A 17,579-nucleotide genomic window follows, 5' to 3' on the forward strand; every position below is an offset into this window, starting at 1 on the left:
CACCGGGAGTGTATTGACAAGCATTCTGGAGTATGCCTCAGAGCGTTTTAATGCTTATTCTCTGGCATTTAGAAAAGTTTTAATGCCCGTACGTTATAAAAACACATAATTCCTTACTTTTCACCGTTGTCAAGCCCCTCCCGGTGAACGCTTACCCTGCTCTCACTTCCCTTTTTCTGTAATGCGTATTCTTACCGTTCAACACATTCCTAACAATAATTAAACATCAAAACTACAATAAAGTGATATCGAAAATTGCATAGAAATATGAAAGATCGATATTCAATTATAAATAAGACACAAAGGACGTCTATCATGATGAAACTAAAGAAATTATTCACTGGGGCGGTCATTGCGACCACATCACTTCTCTTGGTTAATACTGCTGTTGCGGCAGATTACCCACCTCATACTATTAACATGATTGCCCCTGCTGGCGCGGGTGGTGGTTGGGATTTAACTATTCGTACCGTGGCAAAAACGTTAAAAGATACAGGTATCGTAGATTCAAATATGCCTGTAGTGAATCGTCCCGGCGGCGGCGGCGCGGTAAACTTGGCGTATATGCAAACCCAAAAAGGCAAAGGCGATTTAATCTCTGTTTACTCCCCTCCTATCTTGCTAACTAACCTGACCGGATTAACTCAATACAGCTATAAAGATACAACACCGTTAGCACGCTTGATCACCGATTACGCGGCATTTGTTGTGCCTGAAAATTCAAAATACCATTCTATTAAAGAAGTGATGGATGCGCTTAAAAAAGACCCTAAATCAGTCAAAATTGGTGGCACTTCGGCTGCAGGTTCAATGGACCATATTCAATTTTTATTAGTCGCAAAAGCGGCTGGTGTTGAAAACTTGCGTCAAATTGATTACATCTCATTCCAAGATGGCAGCTTAGTGGCACAAGCGCTAGGTGGCCATGTTGATTTAATTTCAACAGGTTTAGGCGATGTCGCTGGCATATTGGAAAGCGGCAAATTACATGGATTAGCGCAAACAGCCGACAAACGAATTGGCACGGGCTTAATCGCTGAAATTCCAACCGTAAAAGAAGAAGGTATTGACGTAACATTTGAAAACTGGCGTGGTCTATTTGGCCCGAAAGATATGCCAGATTATGCCGTTAAATACTGGCGCGAAGCACTACACAAAATGGTTGCAACACCTGAGTGGAAAGCCGCACTTAAACGTAACGGTTGGGATGATGCTTACCAAGATAGCCAAGACTTCACTACTTTCCTTTCTAATACCAATGAACAATATAAGACACTGATTAAAGAAGTATTTGGTCGCTAAGTCTTTCAAAATAATCTTACCGATAATATAAGGCGTGAGTTTATCCTCCGCCTTAATCCACACAGCGATTGATGAAGGTGTGATATGTCAACAAAACAACCTAACTGGGATGCTCTAACTGGGCTATTTAGTATCGTCTTCGGGCTCACTTACGGCGGCTATGCATACAACATGCCACATCCGATGTTTGGCAACCCACTTGAAGCGATTTTCATGCCACTGGCCATTGCCGCGATTGCGATTTTTATCGGCATTTTATTGATCCTAAAAGGTGGGATAGCGCCATCTATTCTCGCGATAAAAGCCTTATTAAATGAAAGCCAACAGCGAAAAAGTGACCGCCGAAAAATAGCCATTACTTGCGTGATCTCTTTTTTCTATGCATTAACCTTCGAGCATTTAGGCTATGTGATCAGTACGTCCCTATTTATGTTTGCGATGTTGATGGTGACATGCGGCCTTTCTTATTGGAAAAAAGGCGCCATTATTTCTATCATTTTTTCGGGCAGCATTTTCTTTACTTTTAATGACTTGCTTGCCGTCAATCTTCCACCTTTTCCATTTTTTAATTAACGGAGCTAAATCATGATGGATATTTTAGCAAGTTTAATGAATGGCTTTGGTGTTGCCCTTCAGCCTTATTATTTATTTTTGATCACTGTCGGCGGTATTTTAGGCACAGTGATTGGAATGCTACCGGGTTTAGGGCCGGCTACTGGCGTGGCAATTTTATTACCCATGACCTTTGCAATGGGGCCAACCGCTTCACTTATTACTATGACTGGCGTGTATATTGGCGCAATGTTTGGCGGCTCTCGAAGCTCAATTTTAATTAATACCCCTGGAGATGGCGCCGCGCTTGCCGCCACTTTTGATGGTTATCCTATGGCGATGCAAGGTCGAGCAGAATCTGCCCTCGCCATTTCAGCAATTGCTTCACTTATTGGTGGCACAATTGCCGCGATTTTAATGACCTTACTTGCCGAACCGGTTGCTAGTTTTGCGATTAAATTTGGTCCAGCCGAATATTGTTTATTGATGGTCGCCGCCCTTTCCATGACGGTATCCATGTCAAAAGGTAATATGCTAAAAGGCTTTTTATCTATGGCGATTGGCCTGGCAATCTCCACCGTCGGAATAGATTCACAATCGGGTTTACAGCGCTTTACATTTGGTAATTTAGAACTGCAAACGGGGATCGACTTTCTAGTGGTCATCATTGGTATTTATGCCATGGGTGAAGTATTTAAAAGCTTCCGCACACTCAGTGATGGCAGCAAAAAAGTCCAAACTAAATTCAAACGTATTTGGATATCTAAAGAAGATTGGAAACGCTCAAAATGGCCAATTTTACGTAGTGCGCCTGTCGGTTTTATTATCGGTGCTTTACCAGGTGCTGGCGGTACCATGGCCTCCTTAATGTGCTACAACAATGAGAAGCAAATATCTAAAAACAAAGATGAATTTGGACACGGCGCAATTGAAGGTTTAGCCGCACCAGAATCGGCAAACAATGCGGCTTCTATTGGTGCCATGATACCAATGTTATCACTTGGCGTTCCGGGTTCGGGCACAACCGCGGTAATGATGGGTGCATTACTTATGTTAGGTATTCAGCCGGGGCCATTACTATTTGCTCAACATCCTGACACGGCATGGGGCTTAATCGCCAGTATGTTTGTCGCTAACGTTATTCTGGCTATTGTGAATATTCCATTAGCAGGCGTGTTGGTTCGGTTGTTATCTATTCCTGCTAAGGTGTTATATCCAATCGTGCTTGGCTTAGCCTTTGTCGGCTGCTATGCGATCAGTACCTCCGTGGTCGATTTCTATATATTGATTATTTTAGGTATTGCCGGCGTTATTATGGGACGCGCTAACATTCCAACGGCACCGATGATTTTAGCGGCAATTGTAGGCGGGCAAATGGAGCAATCATTCCGACAAGGCTATCGTATTTCTAACCAAGACTTATCGATATTTGCTCACTCGGGCATTGCACAAATATTATTAGCCGTGATTGCATTATCTATAATTTTGCCAATGATTGGGGCTCTACGCGCAAAAATAGCTCAGAGATCAACTTCGGTATAGAACAAATTCTCCTTTGGGATAAGTTCCTAGTAACGTTACCCTTCGCCCAAATAACCAGTTGATATTCACATTCGGTTATTTGGGCTTTTTTCATAATTTTTTGGACAAAGTCCTCCCCCACCTAATATTGTTCCCATTCTTAACATTTTCTTGAAAGCAAGAATCCATCACTGTAATCACTCGGGTTTTAATTTAACATTCATGCTGCACATTAGTTACATCCACACTAAATAACGTCACCTTTTCCTCCATCTGGTCTATTACGTATGATAAAAAGCAGTATTTCCTCTTTATCTAAACTCACCTTTCGCACTAAAGTATTTTTACTGCTTTTTATTTTGTTAATCCTACAAATGTCGGTCATGGTTTGGCATTTTGACAGTACCTTATATGATTCGATCAAACATCAAGTCGGTACTCGCGCTTTAATTCAAGCTAAGGAAATTGCCAGCGATCCTGAGCTAATAAAACAAGTTGAGCAAAAAAACATAGACGACTTGAAACCACATATAGAAAGATTATCAACAATATCCGATGCCAGTTTTATAGTGATTGGCGATGAAAAAGGTATTCGTCTATCACATCCAGTAGAAGAGCGGATCGGACATTCTATGCAAGGTGGTGATAATACTGGCGTGTTAGAGCGTGGCGAATCTTATATCACTCTACGCGAAGGCAGTTTAGGCTACGGCATTCGCGGGAAAACGCCTATTTTTGATGCAGACCACAACATTATTGGCGTCGTTTCAGTCGGTTATTTACTCAATCGATTTGATCAATGGCTCGATGTATATATGACGCCACTATTGGTCGAAATTTTCTGCATTTTTGCGCTAACTCTCATTGCCGCATGGGGGTTTTCTCGCCATGTTCAAACCAAAATGAACGGCATGGAACCAGAAGAAATCGCCCTCGCCTTAAACTTACAAAAATCAATATTAAGCTCTGTTTATGAAGGCATCATTGCGATTGACAACCAAGGCTATTTTCTGACTATCAATAAAACGGCTAAGACATTACTCGGCATAAATAAAGGCTTTAAATATCTAAAAACACGCCAAATTATTGAATATGTTTCGCACACTGAATTCTTTTTTCGCCAACCATTAGATCTCAACTTAAAAGATGAAATTATTCACTTAAATGGATTAAGCTTAATTGCCAGTCGAGTCGCTATTTATAAGCAAGAAGAACATACACCAAAAGAGATCACTGGCTGGGTGGTGAGTTTTCGCGAAAAAAGTGATATCGATTCATTGACCATGGAATTAACCCAAGTTCAGCAGCACACCGATAGCCTGCGTGTTTTACGCCATGAATTTTCCAACCGCTTAGCGACCATATCTGGCTTGATTCAAATGGGGAAATTGGATGAAGTACAGCAATTGATCAATCAAGAAAACACGAGCAAACAAGCATTATTAGATTTCATACACCATAATATTCACCTACCTCAAGTCGCGGGCTTATTATTAGGAAAATCATTACGGGCGAGAGAACTTAATATTGAATTACGGTTTGATCCCACCAGCCAACTACATTCATTAAACTCAACATTAAGTGAAACAGAATTGTGCGCCATCCTTGGCAACCTTATTGATAACGCCTTTGATGCAACACAAAACAACGCCACCAGCAACCGTATCATTGAGCTATTGATTACCGATGCAGGTAAAGATTTAGTGTTAGAAATCACCGATAACGGTATTGGAATTGAACCACATTTAATCGATGAAATATGGAAAAAAGGGGTCACCAGTAAAATAGATGATCATCAAAATCATGGCATTGGATTGTATTTAGTGCACCGTTATGTAACCCATGCGGGTGGTTTTATTAATGTTGACCATGCAGAACCACAAGGCTGTATATTTTCTATATTTATTCCAACAGAACGCATAACCAACAAAAAGAGTGGCTCAAACCACCATAATGAAGGTAAATAAAATGGATTTAATTGATGTATTAATCGTGGAAGATGACGCAAGAATTGCGCAAATGCACAGCCAGATTCTTAGACAAACCAATCGTTTCAATCCTATTGGTATTGCCGAAACCCTTCAAATGGCAAGAACCATGGTAAAAGTGCATAAGCCGAATTTAATTATTTTAGATAACTATTTACCAGATGGAACGGGTATTGATTTATTCCGAGAAATTATAGCCGATAAAATCTCACATAAAATTGATGTGGTACTGATCACGGCATCAGATGAAATTGATACCGTAAAAGCGGCTATGAAATTAGGTTGTTTTGATTACTTATTAAAACCCGTTTCGTATGAGCGTTTACAAGAAACTCTCAATCGTTATTTAACCTTAAATAACGCGATGAAAGCCTACGAAAATCTTGAGCAACGCCAGATCGATGAGCTGTTTAATATTCAACTTCGAGACAAACACCAACAATTACTCCCTAAGGGGATTGAAGGCATCACGCTTGAGAAAATCAAACGCGTATTCTCACAAAATATTGGCATAAAATTCACCGTGGATCGTTTAGTGCAGGAAACCGGCATCAGCAAAACCACCGCTCGCCGCTATTTAGAATATTGCTCGGCCAATGGATTATTAACCGCTGAAAACGAATATGGCAAAGTCGGACGACCTGAACGAGTGTATGTAAAGTTGGGTTAAATAAAGATATAAAATGACGTTTAAACAATAGTTATCTTAATTAAAGTATTATTAATACATTTGAGTTTAATAGTTAATAAACATTTCTAAAATTTTAATTATTGGTTTGTTAATTGGCCAATTGATACCTAGTTTAAACTCTAATATCTATTGAGAATAAGCCGAAACACCGTACATATTTAGTCATGATCCAGCTCTCCAATTTTCATCATATTGCTAGTATAAATTAGCGGCCGAGGTACAATAAAAAACATTTAATAGCATTAAGTATTAACAATGGATGTTAGTTACCGTCAACTGAAAGCATTTCTTATTCTCGCAGACACAGAAAATTTCACTCAAGCGGCAGAACAGATACATATTACACAGTCTGCTTTAAGCCAAATGATGAAAAAATTAGCACTACAAATGTCTACCGAATTATTTGAAAAAAAATCACGTAAAATTATACTCACAGATAGTGGGGAAGTATTGTATCAAGAGGCTCGACTTATCGTTAACCGGTTAGATAAACTCGTACAAAATAATAAAAATCGTAATCATGGTTATAATAAATCTTTAGTTGTCTCTTCGCTGTATACAATTTGCGCATCATTAGCTCCCAAAACATTTGGTGAACTAAAAATTCGATACCCTGACTTTACCTTTCGGTTAATCGAAGAGCGTATGGATGATATCACACAATCCGTATTGGAACATCGAGCTGATATTGGTATCAATATCGATCCCCACCATCCAGATTTAAAATTTGAATTATTATATCGAGATCATTTACGCTTAGCTTGCCGACACGATCATCCACTTTCTAAACAAAAAGAAGTTTCATGGGAACAAGCACATAAATATGCCACCATTGGCGTTAGTCCTGGCAACAGTTTACGAAATTTGGCTAATGAAGCTTTTGAGCGTATAGGCTTAAGCTATAACCCTGAACTCAGCGCTGCTCATACATCTACACTCATAGGAATGATACAAAATGGCTTAGGCACCAGTATTTTGTCATCAACAATAGAAAAACTAACTCATGCCGAAGATGTTATCTTCATTCCAATAGTCAAGCCAATTCAATACCGTCACATTGGAATTATCACAAGAAAAGAAACTCAACAACCTTTAATTGATGAGTTCAGATTAATATTAAAAAAGCATGTTAATTCGTGGAATAAATAATATTCACATTGGCCCAACGGGTAAACCTGTTATCATATAAATTAAGAAGATCCCCCCCCAAACAGTAAAGAGCAAGAATGAATAAGGAACCATAATAGATAAAAAAACACCAAACTTAATATTAGGATTATATTTGGCAATCAGTGCTAATACCATAGGAATATAAGGGTTTGTTGGTGAAATAATATTTGTCGTAGAGTCTGCAATACGGTACGCCATTTGGGTATATTCAGGTGAAATGCCAAGTAACATAAATAAAGGTATGAATACTGGTGCCATAATTGCCCACTGAGCGGAACCACTGAATACAATTAAATTCATCACCCCTGCTAGTACCATGAACATCGCAATCATTATTGTTTTCGGCAATTCAATCCCAGACAACCAATCAGCACCATTTACTGCAATAAAAACGGCCAAATTAGACCAATTAAACCAGGCAATAAACTGAGAAATAACAAAAACTAAAACTATATATCCACCAATACCTTGTAATGATTTAGACATAAGCTCTGGTATATCACTTGCTTGTTTAAGTACACCCGATTTATAGCCATAAACTACCGCATTTAAGATAAAGAATGCCATAATAATAGGAATGATACCTTTCAAAAAAGGTGAGGGGACTAAGCCACCATCTGAATTCCTTAAAGGAGAATCATCCGACCAAAGCATCAAACTTAAACTAGAAACAAACAACAAGGATGCCCAGCCAGCCCACTTCAATGCAACTAACTCAATAGTAGTCACTTGATACTGTTCCAATAATGGTTCAAATTCAGTATCTAGCAATATTTTTTTATCAAAACGTGGCTCAATATACTTATCAGTAAATATCGTACCAATAATAATTAAAATAGGAACTGAAATAAGCATGAAATACCAATTTGCCGCTGGGCTGACTTCTATTGGACTAATAATTGAAGCCGCTTCCGTCGTTATTCCTGACAATAATACATCCGTTCCTGCAATAAAAATATTCGCTGTAAAACCAGCGGCTACGGCTACAAAACCTGCAGCAATACCTACAACAGGATTTCTATTTGTCGCTGCAAAGATAATTCCAGCTAAAGGAGGAACAAGAATAAAAGCCGCATCTGAAGCAAGGTTACCTATAATCCCTGTGAAGAATATAGACGCAGTAACAAGCTTGCGAGATGCATTTAATAATGATCGCTTAATTGCAGCGCTGGCAAGGCCAACTTCTTGCACCAGACCAATAGCAATCATCATGCATAAAACCAGACCTAATGGTTTAAAAGAAACAAAGTTAGATACCGCAGATTGCAATATATAAACCAACCCATCACCACTGACTAAGTTTTTAACATAAACCATTTCACCACTAGAAGGGTGAATAACACTTCCTCCGCTAAATGAAACCCACCATGAGACAAACATTACCCCAAGACAGAGAATAACAAACATATAAAATGGATGTGGAATTTTATTTCCAAAGTTCTCAATACGATCTAAAATTGAAATATTTCTCTTATTATTTATTTTTAATAACTCAGACATATACACTCCTTTGTAATATAGTATCCAATGATTTTATTAATTATTAATTATTAATTATTAATAATTGGATAAAATATGCGGCACCTATTGGTAGTATTTCATCATTGAAATCATATTTAGTATTATGTAAACCTATATGTGAATGGTCGGGTTGTTTCCCATTACCAATAAATCCGTAACAACCAGGTACTTTTTCTAAAAAGTAAGCAAAATCTTCACTCGTTAACATTGCTTCGCATGAACCGTTAACTTGGTTATGACCAACAATATCGGTAGCGGCAGCAATAGCATAGTCAACTTCATCGCTTGTGTTAACTGTTGGCGGATGAGAAATAGGCCCTAACTTAAACTCACCGTTGAGACCATATGCTTTTGCAGTATACTTCACTAACTGCTCAAGTTTAGCCACTAAGCTGTCTCTAGTTACTTTTGATAATGTTCGAAACGTACCGCTCATATAAGCTTTATCAGCAATAACATTAGTCGTATCGCCACAATGTATTTGAGTAACCGACACAACCATAGGATCAAATGGATCATAACATCGACTAACAATCCCTTGTATTGCCTGATAAATATGTGTAGTCGCCAATAATGGATCCTCAGTTAGATGAGGTAATCCAGCATGGCCACTCTTACCATGAATAGTCACAAATAATCGATCAGAACTTGCCATAATCGGGCCTTTCTTAAAAGCAAAATGTCCTGCTTCAATACCAGGCATATTATGTAAAGCATAGCATCCATCAAGAGGGAATCGCTCAAGTATCCCATCAAAAATCATTTTTTCAGCACCGCCTAATCCTTCTTCAGCAGGCTGAAAAATAACAATAGCTGTTCCTTTAAATTGGCGAGAAGAGGCCAAATATTTAGCAGCTAAAAGCAGCATACTGGTGTGCCCATCATGACCACAAGCATGCATTTTTCCTTCATTTTGTGAGCGGTAATTAAATTTATTTTCTTCTGATATAGGCAGCGCATCCATATCGGCACGTAAACCTATCATTTTTCCACTACCTAAAGCGCCCCCTATAACTCCAACGACCCCAGTACCACCAAAGTCAGTATAAACCTGATCAACGCCATAGCTCTTTAAAAGAGAAGCCACTAACTTTTGAGTTGAATGCTCTTCAAAGCCCAATTCAGGATTACTATGTATACGGTGCCGTATTTCAACCATTTCAGGTACCCATGATTTTAGCTTGCTTATCGTGTCCATAAAAACCTCATTATTAATTTGTTATTCATAAATAACATCTAATTAACAAATAATCCTAGTGCAATTGATTATTCTATTATTAATAATACTAATAATAGAATTTTATGACGGCGGTTATTATAGTCCCACCTCTACCACGACGTGACGTAACTCACTAAATCGCATTCTCTAATTAATATTAATAACGAAAATTATCATTTAAAAATATATTCTTTAGTCTTCCCACCTATTTAGAGTGAGACAACCCCTTACCCTTCACACTATTGGCGATATAATCACAAAATAAAGACAATTATGGCAACTTCTATACTATCGTTCCTATATTAACTAATCGACTCACAATGCATGGATAAAATATTCAAATGATTTCTGTTACTTTGGTTGATGACCATATTATGGTTCGGTCTGGGTTTGCGCAGTTATTATCTGTCGAACCTGATATTACGGTGCACAGTGAACACAGTAATGCACGCGAAGCATTTTATACCTTGTCGAGGACAACGGTGGATGTTGCGGTGATTGATATTTCAATGCCCGATGAGAATGGATTGGATTTATTGGAGCAGCTTAAAAAAGCACAGCCGGGGCTAAAAGCCATTATTTTATCGATTTATGATTCAGCATCGTTTGTTAGTAAAGCATTAGAAGCTGGAGCTTGCGGGTACTTGTCAAAACGCTGCGGGCCAGGTGAATTAGTGATGGCAATTCGCACCGTCGCTAAAGGAGATCGCTATTTATGTGCCGATGCGTTAATTAATTTGAGTAATGCTTCCGGCACACCAGCCGCATTACAAGCGCTGACGAAACGAGAAAAGGAAATTTTTTACCATATAATTCAAGGTAAAGAAGCAAAAGAAATTGGTCATTATTTATCTATTAGTCACAAAACAATTCATGTTCATCGAGCCAGTATTTTAAGTAAGCTTGGTTTGTCTAACAACGTCGATCTGATCCGATTCGCCATCACTCATCAACTGCTAATCAATGAAGTGTCGTAAATGATATGCGCTATATTCGATTAACTGTTGACTCCTTGCTAAAAATATCACTTTCTCGTGGATTCTTTTATACTTTTTCTTGTTTATTGTATTCGTTATGTTGGTTCTGTTTATGGAACATAAGTCGCTATTTAACCACCGACTTATTTCTAGCAGGGTTACTACTACCAACAGGCTTGAAACTCATAACTCTCACCTTAGCGCCACGTTCGTTATGGCTTGGAGTCACCATATGTGAAATAGGGATGGTCTTACTATTAGGACACTTATTACACGCGCCAAATCATGAATATTTATTACTATTATTTTTATTGATCGCATATTGGATCGCGATACCATTTCGCATCTTGTGGTCACCGCTACAAACTTATTGGCAAAAATTACTCGCACTTACTGGGCTTACTTTAGTTTACGGATTGTTCTGTGGGCTGGGCATATTGTTGTTAATCAAACCATTGGGCCTTGAATGGCATTACGTAGCTCAAACCACCATAGCAGCCGTTACTGGCGGCCTATTGCTCACACCATTTTTGTATCTGTTATACGATTACTTACAACAACAAATTTGGAGCCCTCTATCTCCAACCTTAATCTACAACGAAGTCACCTTGCGCCCTTCCGCTCTATTATGGTGCTTACTATTCTTCAGTATTGGTTTGAGCGCCGAGCTAGTGTTATTAAAACAACTGCAACCACTGGCATTGCTTATTTTTTTGCTGCCCAATATTTTTATGGCTTATCGATACGGTTGGAGAGGCGGGGTATTAGCCAGCGTGATGAACAGTATTCTGTTGGCCACTGCTCGCCAAGTCACTGGATCGTTTAGCTCAGATATCGAACTGCAAGGCTTCGTCGCTACCCAAACTTTAATTGGATTAGGCTTAGGAATCGCGATCAGTCGACAACATTTATTATCTAAACAGTTAACCCAAACCAACCAAAAGCTAGAATATGAATTAGCCAAAAAACAAAATCTTACTCGGCAACTGGTACAGGTTGAAGAACAAATCAGAAAATCTGTCGCCCGCGAGTTACATGATGAAATTGGTCAGAATATTACCGCCATTCAAATACAGTCTATGCTCGCTAAACGACTGACAAAAGATGAACAACAAAATCATATTTCTGAAACCATCAACGTTCTCGCAATGCGCATCCACTCCTCTACTAGGCAGTTATTAACTCAGCTGCGCCCGCACACACTCGATGAACTTGGATTAGAAAACGCCATCCGGCAACTAGCAAATGAAATGAAATTTATAGAACGGCACGTAGATTTCCATTTGAACTTTGGCATTTTTGCCGATCGATTGGATGAGATCACTACCGTCACGCTGTATCGTATTATTCAAGAATTACTCAATAATACCTATAAACATTCCGAGGCGACATCGGTGCAATTAAGTATTGTACCAGGAGATACTTTCAGCGTGGATCTACGCGATAACGGCGTGGGTCTACCAGATAACTGGCGCACCAAAGGACAAGGGCTATTAGGTATCGAAGAGCGGGTTAGTGCGCTAGGCGGTGATTTTGTCATTGAATCAACACTCATTCATGGCCAATCAGGCACTCGAGTAACTGTTAACTTGCCCACAAAACCACATAATAAAGCGACAAACTAGGAAAAATTCTTACTCTTTTATAACTTTGTCTCATTCATTTTGTAGATCGCTTAGCTACTCTTAATAAGCATTAGGGAGACATGAAATATGATGTTCTTTTCAACATCAGCCAAGGTAGTTACGCCGATCCAAGATAGTGCACAAATAAATAATACATATCACTACTGGCGAATGCATTTAATGTTCTCGATGTATGTGGGTTATGGGGTGTTTTACTTTACCCGTAAAAGTCTTAATTTTGCAATGCCCGCTATGCTCAATGACTTAGGCTTACAATATTCAGATTTTGGTATTCTTGGCACACTATTTTACATCACCTATGGCCTTTCAAAATTTGTCTCAGGAATTGTAAGTGATCAGACTAAACCCAGTTACTTTATGGGACTTGGGCTGATTTTTACTGGCATCATTAACCTACTCTTTGGGCTCAGCTCTTCGCTGACTATGTTTGCAACACTTTGGACATTAAATGCTTTCTTCCAAGGCTGGGGATGGCCGCCATGCGCTAAATTATTGACCGCATGGTACTCACGATCTGAAAGAGGGTTCTGGTGGTCAATCTGGAACACTTGCCACAACGTTAGCGGTGCAATAATCCCGATAAGTATTGGATTTATTACGGTGACTTTAGGTTGGCGATACGGCTTTATTATTCCAGGTTGTATTGCTATTGCCGTGGGATTATTACTGTTTTTTCGTATGCAAGATAGACCAGTGACTCTAGGTTTGCCTCCAGTAGGGGAATGGCGAGACGATGAAATCGAGAAGCAGCACGAGGCTGAAGGGATTGGTCTACGTTTTTCTCAAATTATCCAAACCTATATTCTAAGTAATAAGTATATTTGGTTATTGGGCAGCTCTTACTTATTAGTGTATGTGGTACGAATTGCCATTAATGACTGGGGGAATTTATATTTAACCGAGCGACATGGATACGACTTATTTTCAGCTAACGCGGTGGTGTCTATGTTTGAGATCGGTGGATTCTTTGGCTCAATATTTGGGGGGTGGGGATCGGATAAATTTTTCCGCGGCAATCGCGCTCCGATGAACCTGATTTTCTCTTTAGGTATCTTTATTTCTGTGGCCGCGTTATGGCTGACTCCAGTCAATAACGTTGTGGTGTTATCGGGATGTTTCTTCTCTATTGGTTTTTTTGTTTTTGGACCACAAATGATGATTGGTATGGCAGCAGCTGAGTGTTCGCATAAAGATGCAGCGGGCACCGCCACCGGTTTTGTTGGTTTATTTGGTTACTTAGGTGCAGCACTGGCCAGCTATCCATTATCATTAATTATCGAGCGATTCGGATGGGAAGGGTTTTTTAGCGTCATCACTGTCGCAGCGGCCTCAATAGGCTTATTCATATTACCCTTTCTTCAAGCACAGCAACGAGCAAGATCCGCAACGATAATACGTTAATTTATCGTCATGTTAGCACTGTAATTTTATATATTCCGGTTTATAAGAACCGACCATTGCCGAGCAGAATTTTATCACACTGGGCAATGACAGATTCAACATTACAAATGTATTTCAAGTTTTGCTATTGAGAAATAGCTAGCCGTATCACAGGTACGTGATCCGCACTTAACTACAACACCCTATACATCCGTTAAGTGACGACAATAACAAGAGGAAAGAAATATGAATAATAAATTACAGCGCAGCTTGCTTGCCACATTGATCTTAGGTTCATCATCCATTCTTGCCACTCAAGCCTTTGCTGAAGGTCGGCTCGTGGTATATTGCAGCGCAACCAATGCTATGTGTGAAGCCGAAACTCGCGCATTTTCGAAGCTACACGATGTGAATACTTCTTTTGTCCGTAATGGCTCTGGAAGTACCTTTGCCAAAATAGATGCAGAGAAAAAGAATCCTCGCGCTGATGTTTGGTACGGTGGCACCTTAGATCCTCAATCTCAAGCCGGGGAAATGGGTTTACTGCAAGCCTATAAATCACCACAACTTGAATTCATCATGGATGGGTTCAAAGATCCAGCCAAACGTAAAGGCAACTACTCCTCAGCAGTCTACATGGGTATTTTGGGCTTTGGGGTGAACACTAAGCGTCTAGAAGAAAAAGGGTTACCGATTCCACGATGCTGGGAAGATCTGACTAAACCTGAATATAAAGACGAAATCCAAATCTCCGATCCTCAGAGCTCAGGAACAGCCTACACGGCATTAGCGACCTTTATTCAGTTATGGGATGAAGAAAAAGCCTTTAATTATTTCAAAGCGTTAGATAAAAATGTTTCCCAGTACACTAAGTCAGGTGTCACTCCTTCTCGTAACGCGGCTCGTGGTGAAATAGCGATTGGAATCGGATTCTTACACGATTACTCACTAGAACAATCAAAAGGTGCCCCACTTGAACTCATTTCTCCTTGTGAAGGTACTGGGTATGAAATTGGTGGCGTTAGTATTATCAAAGGTGCACGCAATCTAGATAACGCCAAGTTGTTCGTTGATTGGGTTATGTCTAAAGAAGGCCAAGAACTGGCTTGGAAACAGGGTCAGTCATTCCAGATCCTAACCAACACTCAAGCAGAGCAATCGCCGAATGCGTTGGATCCTAAAAAACTCACTCTAATAAATTATGACATGGACACCTATGGCTCATCTGATGAGCGTAAACGTCTGATCAATAAATGGGTCAATCAGGTGAAAATGGGTAACTAACCCTCGAACACTATCACACTAGTAAGGTAGGCTCGTTCTGCCTTACTTCTGGCTCGCTATTCCAATGTTCTGTTTATACTCAACGTCATTAACGTTATCGCTTTAAATCGAATAGGCGTTGTCTTTGCTGACCGCGAAAGAGACGCTCACGACTTTACATTGTTCCAATAATACATTGTTGCAATCAAATCGTGCTTAATGATCGAATCACTATTTTGGTACTCATACATGAATGAACTCACCGCAGACACCGTTCCACGCCGGCAGCACAACACGCCTCATCGCGATCCGATTTTTTATTGGATAATCGCACTCTTATGTGCCTTTGTCTTACTGCCCTCTTTTGCTCTTGATTATGGCGTTTTTGAATCGACCTCTAAAGAATTTCACGATGCGATGGGGTGGAGTAGTCTAAACATTGCTTGGTTATGGTTTACTCTACCACTCGTATTATTCATTCGCCCGCTTAAACCGCTTAACAAATACGCAAAATCACGACATTATTTTGATATTAGTTACTCAGCTTTTTGCATGTTAGCTGTCTTGATCTCGTCTTGGGGAACTCATCAAGGATTGGGTTATTCCACTATTGCTTTATTTATTGCTTTAGGGGCAATAATAACCTTAGCGTTTGCACGCTTAGAGTTTTTAGGCGGTGATCGCTTTGTGATCGGTGCGCTGCTGTCAATTGTGTTATTAATCGGCATATTTATCATATTTCCGAGCATTGCCATCTTCATTCCTATGTTTAAAGATGACATGGGGAACTTTGTAGCGTGGCAATTCCTCGATATTCTTAGCCATTCACATATTATTCAAATTATCTGGAACTCTATCATTCTCGGAGTATCCGTTGGTATCGGTGCCACCTTCTTTGGATTGGTTTTTGCCATCTACACGACACGTATAGCCATACGTTCAGCATTTATTGCACGTATTTTTTCTATCTTACCAATCGTCACTCCACCTTTTGTGGTCGGCTTAGGGGTCACCTTAATGTTAGGTCGCTCAGGCTATGTCACTGAATTTATGACGGATTGGTTTGGATTAGAACAAACCAACTGGTTATATGGTTTCACCGGAATTTGGATGGCACAAGTACTCGCCTTTGCCCCTATGTCTTTTATGATTTTAGATGGCGCTATGAAATCATTACATCCTTCATTAGAAGAGGCCTCATATACCCTGCGAGCAAACCGCTATCAAACTTTTTTTAAAATCGTATTACCTTTATTAAAACCCGCGCTAGCCAATAGCTTCTTAATAATATTTGTTCAATCGCTCGCCGACTTTAGTAACCCGCTAGTATTAGGTGGTAGCTTTGATGTGCTGGCGACTCAAATATATTTTTATATAGCAGGAGCACAATTAGACTACGCCTCCGCCAGTACTTTAGGCGCCGTATTATTATTGTTCTCTCTCACGATTTTTGTGGTGCAATATTTATGGATAGGTAAGCGGTCATACGTCACTATTTCGGGAAAATCGTATCGAGGTGATGTGCAACCCCTTCCAAGCCTATTGAAACATTCAGTTTCCGGATTATTGTACTTTTGGATGGCGTTTAACATCTTACTGTACGGTAGCATCGTTTTTGGTAGCTTTACTGTTAACTGGGGTGTGGATTACAGCTTAACCTTAAATAACTACACTCGTTTATTTGGGATGGGTATTGGAGAAGGCGCTTGGCCATCGTTGATCTCAACCATAATTTTCGCAGGGATCGCCGCACCACTAACGGCATTGTTCGGCTTATTGATCGCTTACATCGTCGTACGCCAGCAGTTCCATGGTAAAAAAATCATTGAATTCGCCACCATGCTTTGTTTCGCCGTACCTGGCACCGTAGCCGGGGTTTCGTATATTTTAGCGTTTAATGACGCGCCTATTTATCTCACTGGCACTGCCGCCATTGTGGTTATCTCAATGGTGATGCGTAATGTACCCGTCGGCATCAGAGCTGGTATCGCTGGTTTAGGTCAACTGGATAAATCACTCGATGAAGCTTCTATGAGTTTGAAAGCTAATTCGCTTAAAACTATTACCCAAATTTTATTGCCTTTATTGAGACCAGCAATCCTCTCCACATTGATCTACAGTTTTGTTCGCGCCATGACGACCGTCAGCGCCATCATATTTTTAGTTACACCAGAAACTCGAGTTGCGACCTCTTATATATTAAACCGAGTTGAAGATGGAGAATATGGCATCGCGATCGCGTATGGCTCCATTCTCATTGTGGTGATGCTGTCGATTATTTTAATATTTGATTTTTTTGTTGGCGAAGCACGCGTGTCTCGTTCAAAAGCCAATAATCAAGAATAACGT

At 39.8% G+C, this 17,579-nt stretch carries 13 protein-coding genes; 11 read left to right on the forward strand and 2 right to left on the reverse strand.

What is annotated here, in order from left to right:
• The first annotated feature begins 315 nt into the window (after positions 1 to 315).
• The 6 genes from FH976_RS03075 to FH976_RS03100 all read left to right on the forward strand — a co-directional run bounded on the left by FH976_RS03075 (position 316) and on the right by FH976_RS03100 (position 7,203).
• Positions 316 to 1,302, forward strand: a complete 987-nt coding sequence (locus FH976_RS03075) for a Bug family tripartite tricarboxylate transporter substrate binding protein (protein ID WP_194089452.1) — start codon at positions 316 to 318, stop codon at positions 1,300 to 1,302.
• 84 nt (positions 1,303 to 1,386) lie between these two features.
• Positions 1,387 to 1,875: a tripartite tricarboxylate transporter TctB family protein gene (locus FH976_RS03080; protein ID WP_194089453.1), complete on the forward strand. Its 489-nt coding sequence runs from the start codon at positions 1,387 to 1,389 to the stop codon at positions 1,873 to 1,875.
• Positions 1,876 to 1,887: 12 nt separating this feature from the next.
• The gene (locus tag FH976_RS03085; RefSeq protein ID WP_194089454.1) at positions 1,888 to 3,396 is read left to right on the forward strand and encodes a tripartite tricarboxylate transporter permease; all 1,509 of its coding nucleotides are present in this window, start codon (positions 1,888 to 1,890) and stop codon (positions 3,394 to 3,396) included.
• Between the two features lie 266 nt (positions 3,397 to 3,662).
• Positions 3,663 to 5,342 (forward strand): ATP-binding protein, encoded by a 1,680-nt coding sequence (locus tag FH976_RS03090; protein WP_194089455.1) that lies wholly within the window; start codon positions 3,663 to 3,665, stop codon positions 5,340 to 5,342.
• 1 nt (position 5,343) lies between these two features.
• Positions 5,344 to 6,033 (forward strand): response regulator, encoded by a 690-nt coding sequence (locus FH976_RS03095; protein ID WP_194089456.1) that lies wholly within the window; start codon positions 5,344 to 5,346, stop codon positions 6,031 to 6,033.
• A 276-nt stretch (positions 6,034 to 6,309) separates the two neighbouring features.
• The gene (locus FH976_RS03100; protein WP_194089457.1) at positions 6,310 to 7,203 is read left to right on the forward strand and encodes a LysR family transcriptional regulator; all 894 of its coding nucleotides are present in this window, start codon (positions 6,310 to 6,312) and stop codon (positions 7,201 to 7,203) included.
• A gap of 3 nt (positions 7,204 to 7,206) precedes the next feature.
• Here the strand turns inward: FH976_RS03100 and FH976_RS03105 are convergent, their stop codons facing one another.
• Both FH976_RS03105 and FH976_RS03110 read right to left on the reverse strand, forming a co-directional pair.
• Positions 7,207 to 8,724, reverse strand: a complete 1,518-nt coding sequence (locus FH976_RS03105) for an AbgT family transporter (protein WP_194089458.1) — start codon at positions 8,722 to 8,724, stop codon at positions 7,207 to 7,209.
• A gap of 43 nt (positions 8,725 to 8,767) precedes the next feature.
• Positions 8,768 to 9,904 (reverse strand): amidohydrolase, encoded by a 1,137-nt coding sequence (locus FH976_RS03110; RefSeq protein ID WP_228767324.1) that lies wholly within the window; start codon positions 9,902 to 9,904, stop codon positions 8,768 to 8,770.
• A gap of 401 nt (positions 9,905 to 10,305) precedes the next feature.
• Here FH976_RS03110 and FH976_RS03115 point away from each other — a divergent pair, with 401 nt between their 5' ends.
• From FH976_RS03115 to FH976_RS03135, 5 genes are all read left to right on the forward strand, one after another.
• Complete coding sequence (locus tag FH976_RS03115; protein ID WP_194089460.1) at positions 10,306 to 10,941, forward strand: response regulator; 636 nt, start codon at positions 10,306 to 10,308, stop codon at positions 10,939 to 10,941.
• Positions 10,942 to 10,946: 5 nt separating this feature from the next.
• Complete coding sequence (locus FH976_RS03120; RefSeq protein WP_194089461.1) at positions 10,947 to 12,566, forward strand: MASE1 domain-containing sensor histidine kinase; 1,620 nt, start codon at positions 10,947 to 10,949, stop codon at positions 12,564 to 12,566.
• An 87-nt stretch (positions 12,567 to 12,653) separates the two neighbouring features.
• Positions 12,654 to 13,988 carry an MFS transporter family glucose-6-phosphate receptor UhpC gene (gene uhpC, locus FH976_RS03125; RefSeq protein ID WP_194089462.1) on the forward strand — a complete coding sequence of 445 codons (1,335 nt, stop codon included), beginning with the start codon at positions 12,654 to 12,656 and terminating at the stop codon, positions 13,986 to 13,988.
• 225 nt (positions 13,989 to 14,213) lie between these two features.
• Positions 14,214 to 15,251 carry an ABC transporter substrate-binding protein gene (locus FH976_RS03130; RefSeq protein ID WP_190330265.1) on the forward strand — a complete coding sequence of 346 codons (1,038 nt, stop codon included), beginning with the start codon at positions 14,214 to 14,216 and terminating at the stop codon, positions 15,249 to 15,251.
• A gap of 228 nt (positions 15,252 to 15,479) precedes the next feature.
• Positions 15,480 to 17,576, forward strand: a complete 2,097-nt coding sequence (locus FH976_RS03135) for an ABC transporter permease (RefSeq protein WP_194089463.1) — start codon at positions 15,480 to 15,482, stop codon at positions 17,574 to 17,576.
• Positions 17,577 to 17,579 lie beyond the last annotated feature (3 nt).

Source organism: Vibrio hibernica, assembly GCF_015223435.1.
Classification (GTDB): domain Bacteria; phylum Pseudomonadota; class Gammaproteobacteria; order Enterobacterales; family Vibrionaceae; genus Vibrio; species Vibrio hibernica.

What these genes read in the sequence shown, in the direction of transcription:
- FH976_RS03080 (WP_194089453.1), top strand. Translation starts at nt 1,387, where the DNA reads ATGTCAACAAAACAACCTAACTGGGATGCTCTAACTGGGCTATTTAGT.
- uhpC (WP_194089462.1), top strand. Translation starts at nt 12,654, where the DNA reads ATGATGTTCTTTTCAACATCAGCCAAGGTAGTTACGCCGATCCAAGAT.
- FH976_RS03120 (WP_194089461.1), top strand. Translation starts at nt 10,947, where the DNA reads ATGCGCTATATTCGATTAACTGTTGACTCCTTGCTAAAAATATCACTT.
- FH976_RS03105 (WP_194089458.1), bottom strand. Translation starts at nt 8,724, where the DNA reads ATGTCTGAGTTATTAAAAATAAATAATAAGAGAAATATTTCAATTTTA.
- FH976_RS03075 (WP_194089452.1), top strand. Translation starts at nt 316, where the DNA reads ATGATGAAACTAAAGAAATTATTCACTGGGGCGGTCATTGCGACCACA.
- FH976_RS03115 (WP_194089460.1), top strand. Translation starts at nt 10,306, where the DNA reads ATGATTTCTGTTACTTTGGTTGATGACCATATTATGGTTCGGTCTGGG.
- FH976_RS03100 (WP_194089457.1), top strand. Translation starts at nt 6,310, where the DNA reads ATGGATGTTAGTTACCGTCAACTGAAAGCATTTCTTATTCTCGCAGAC.
- FH976_RS03135 (WP_194089463.1), top strand. Translation starts at nt 15,480, where the DNA reads ATGAATGAACTCACCGCAGACACCGTTCCACGCCGGCAGCACAACACG.
- FH976_RS03130 (WP_190330265.1), top strand. Translation starts at nt 14,214, where the DNA reads ATGAATAATAAATTACAGCGCAGCTTGCTTGCCACATTGATCTTAGGT.
- FH976_RS03095 (WP_194089456.1), top strand. Translation starts at nt 5,344, where the DNA reads ATGGATTTAATTGATGTATTAATCGTGGAAGATGACGCAAGAATTGCG.
- FH976_RS03090 (WP_194089455.1), top strand. Translation starts at nt 3,663, where the DNA reads ATGATAAAAAGCAGTATTTCCTCTTTATCTAAACTCACCTTTCGCACT.
- FH976_RS03110 (WP_228767324.1), bottom strand. Translation starts at nt 9,904, where the DNA reads ATGGTTGAAATACGGCACCGTATACATAGTAATCCTGAATTGGGCTTT.
- FH976_RS03085 (WP_194089454.1), top strand. Translation starts at nt 1,888, where the DNA reads ATGATGGATATTTTAGCAAGTTTAATGAATGGCTTTGGTGTTGCCCTT.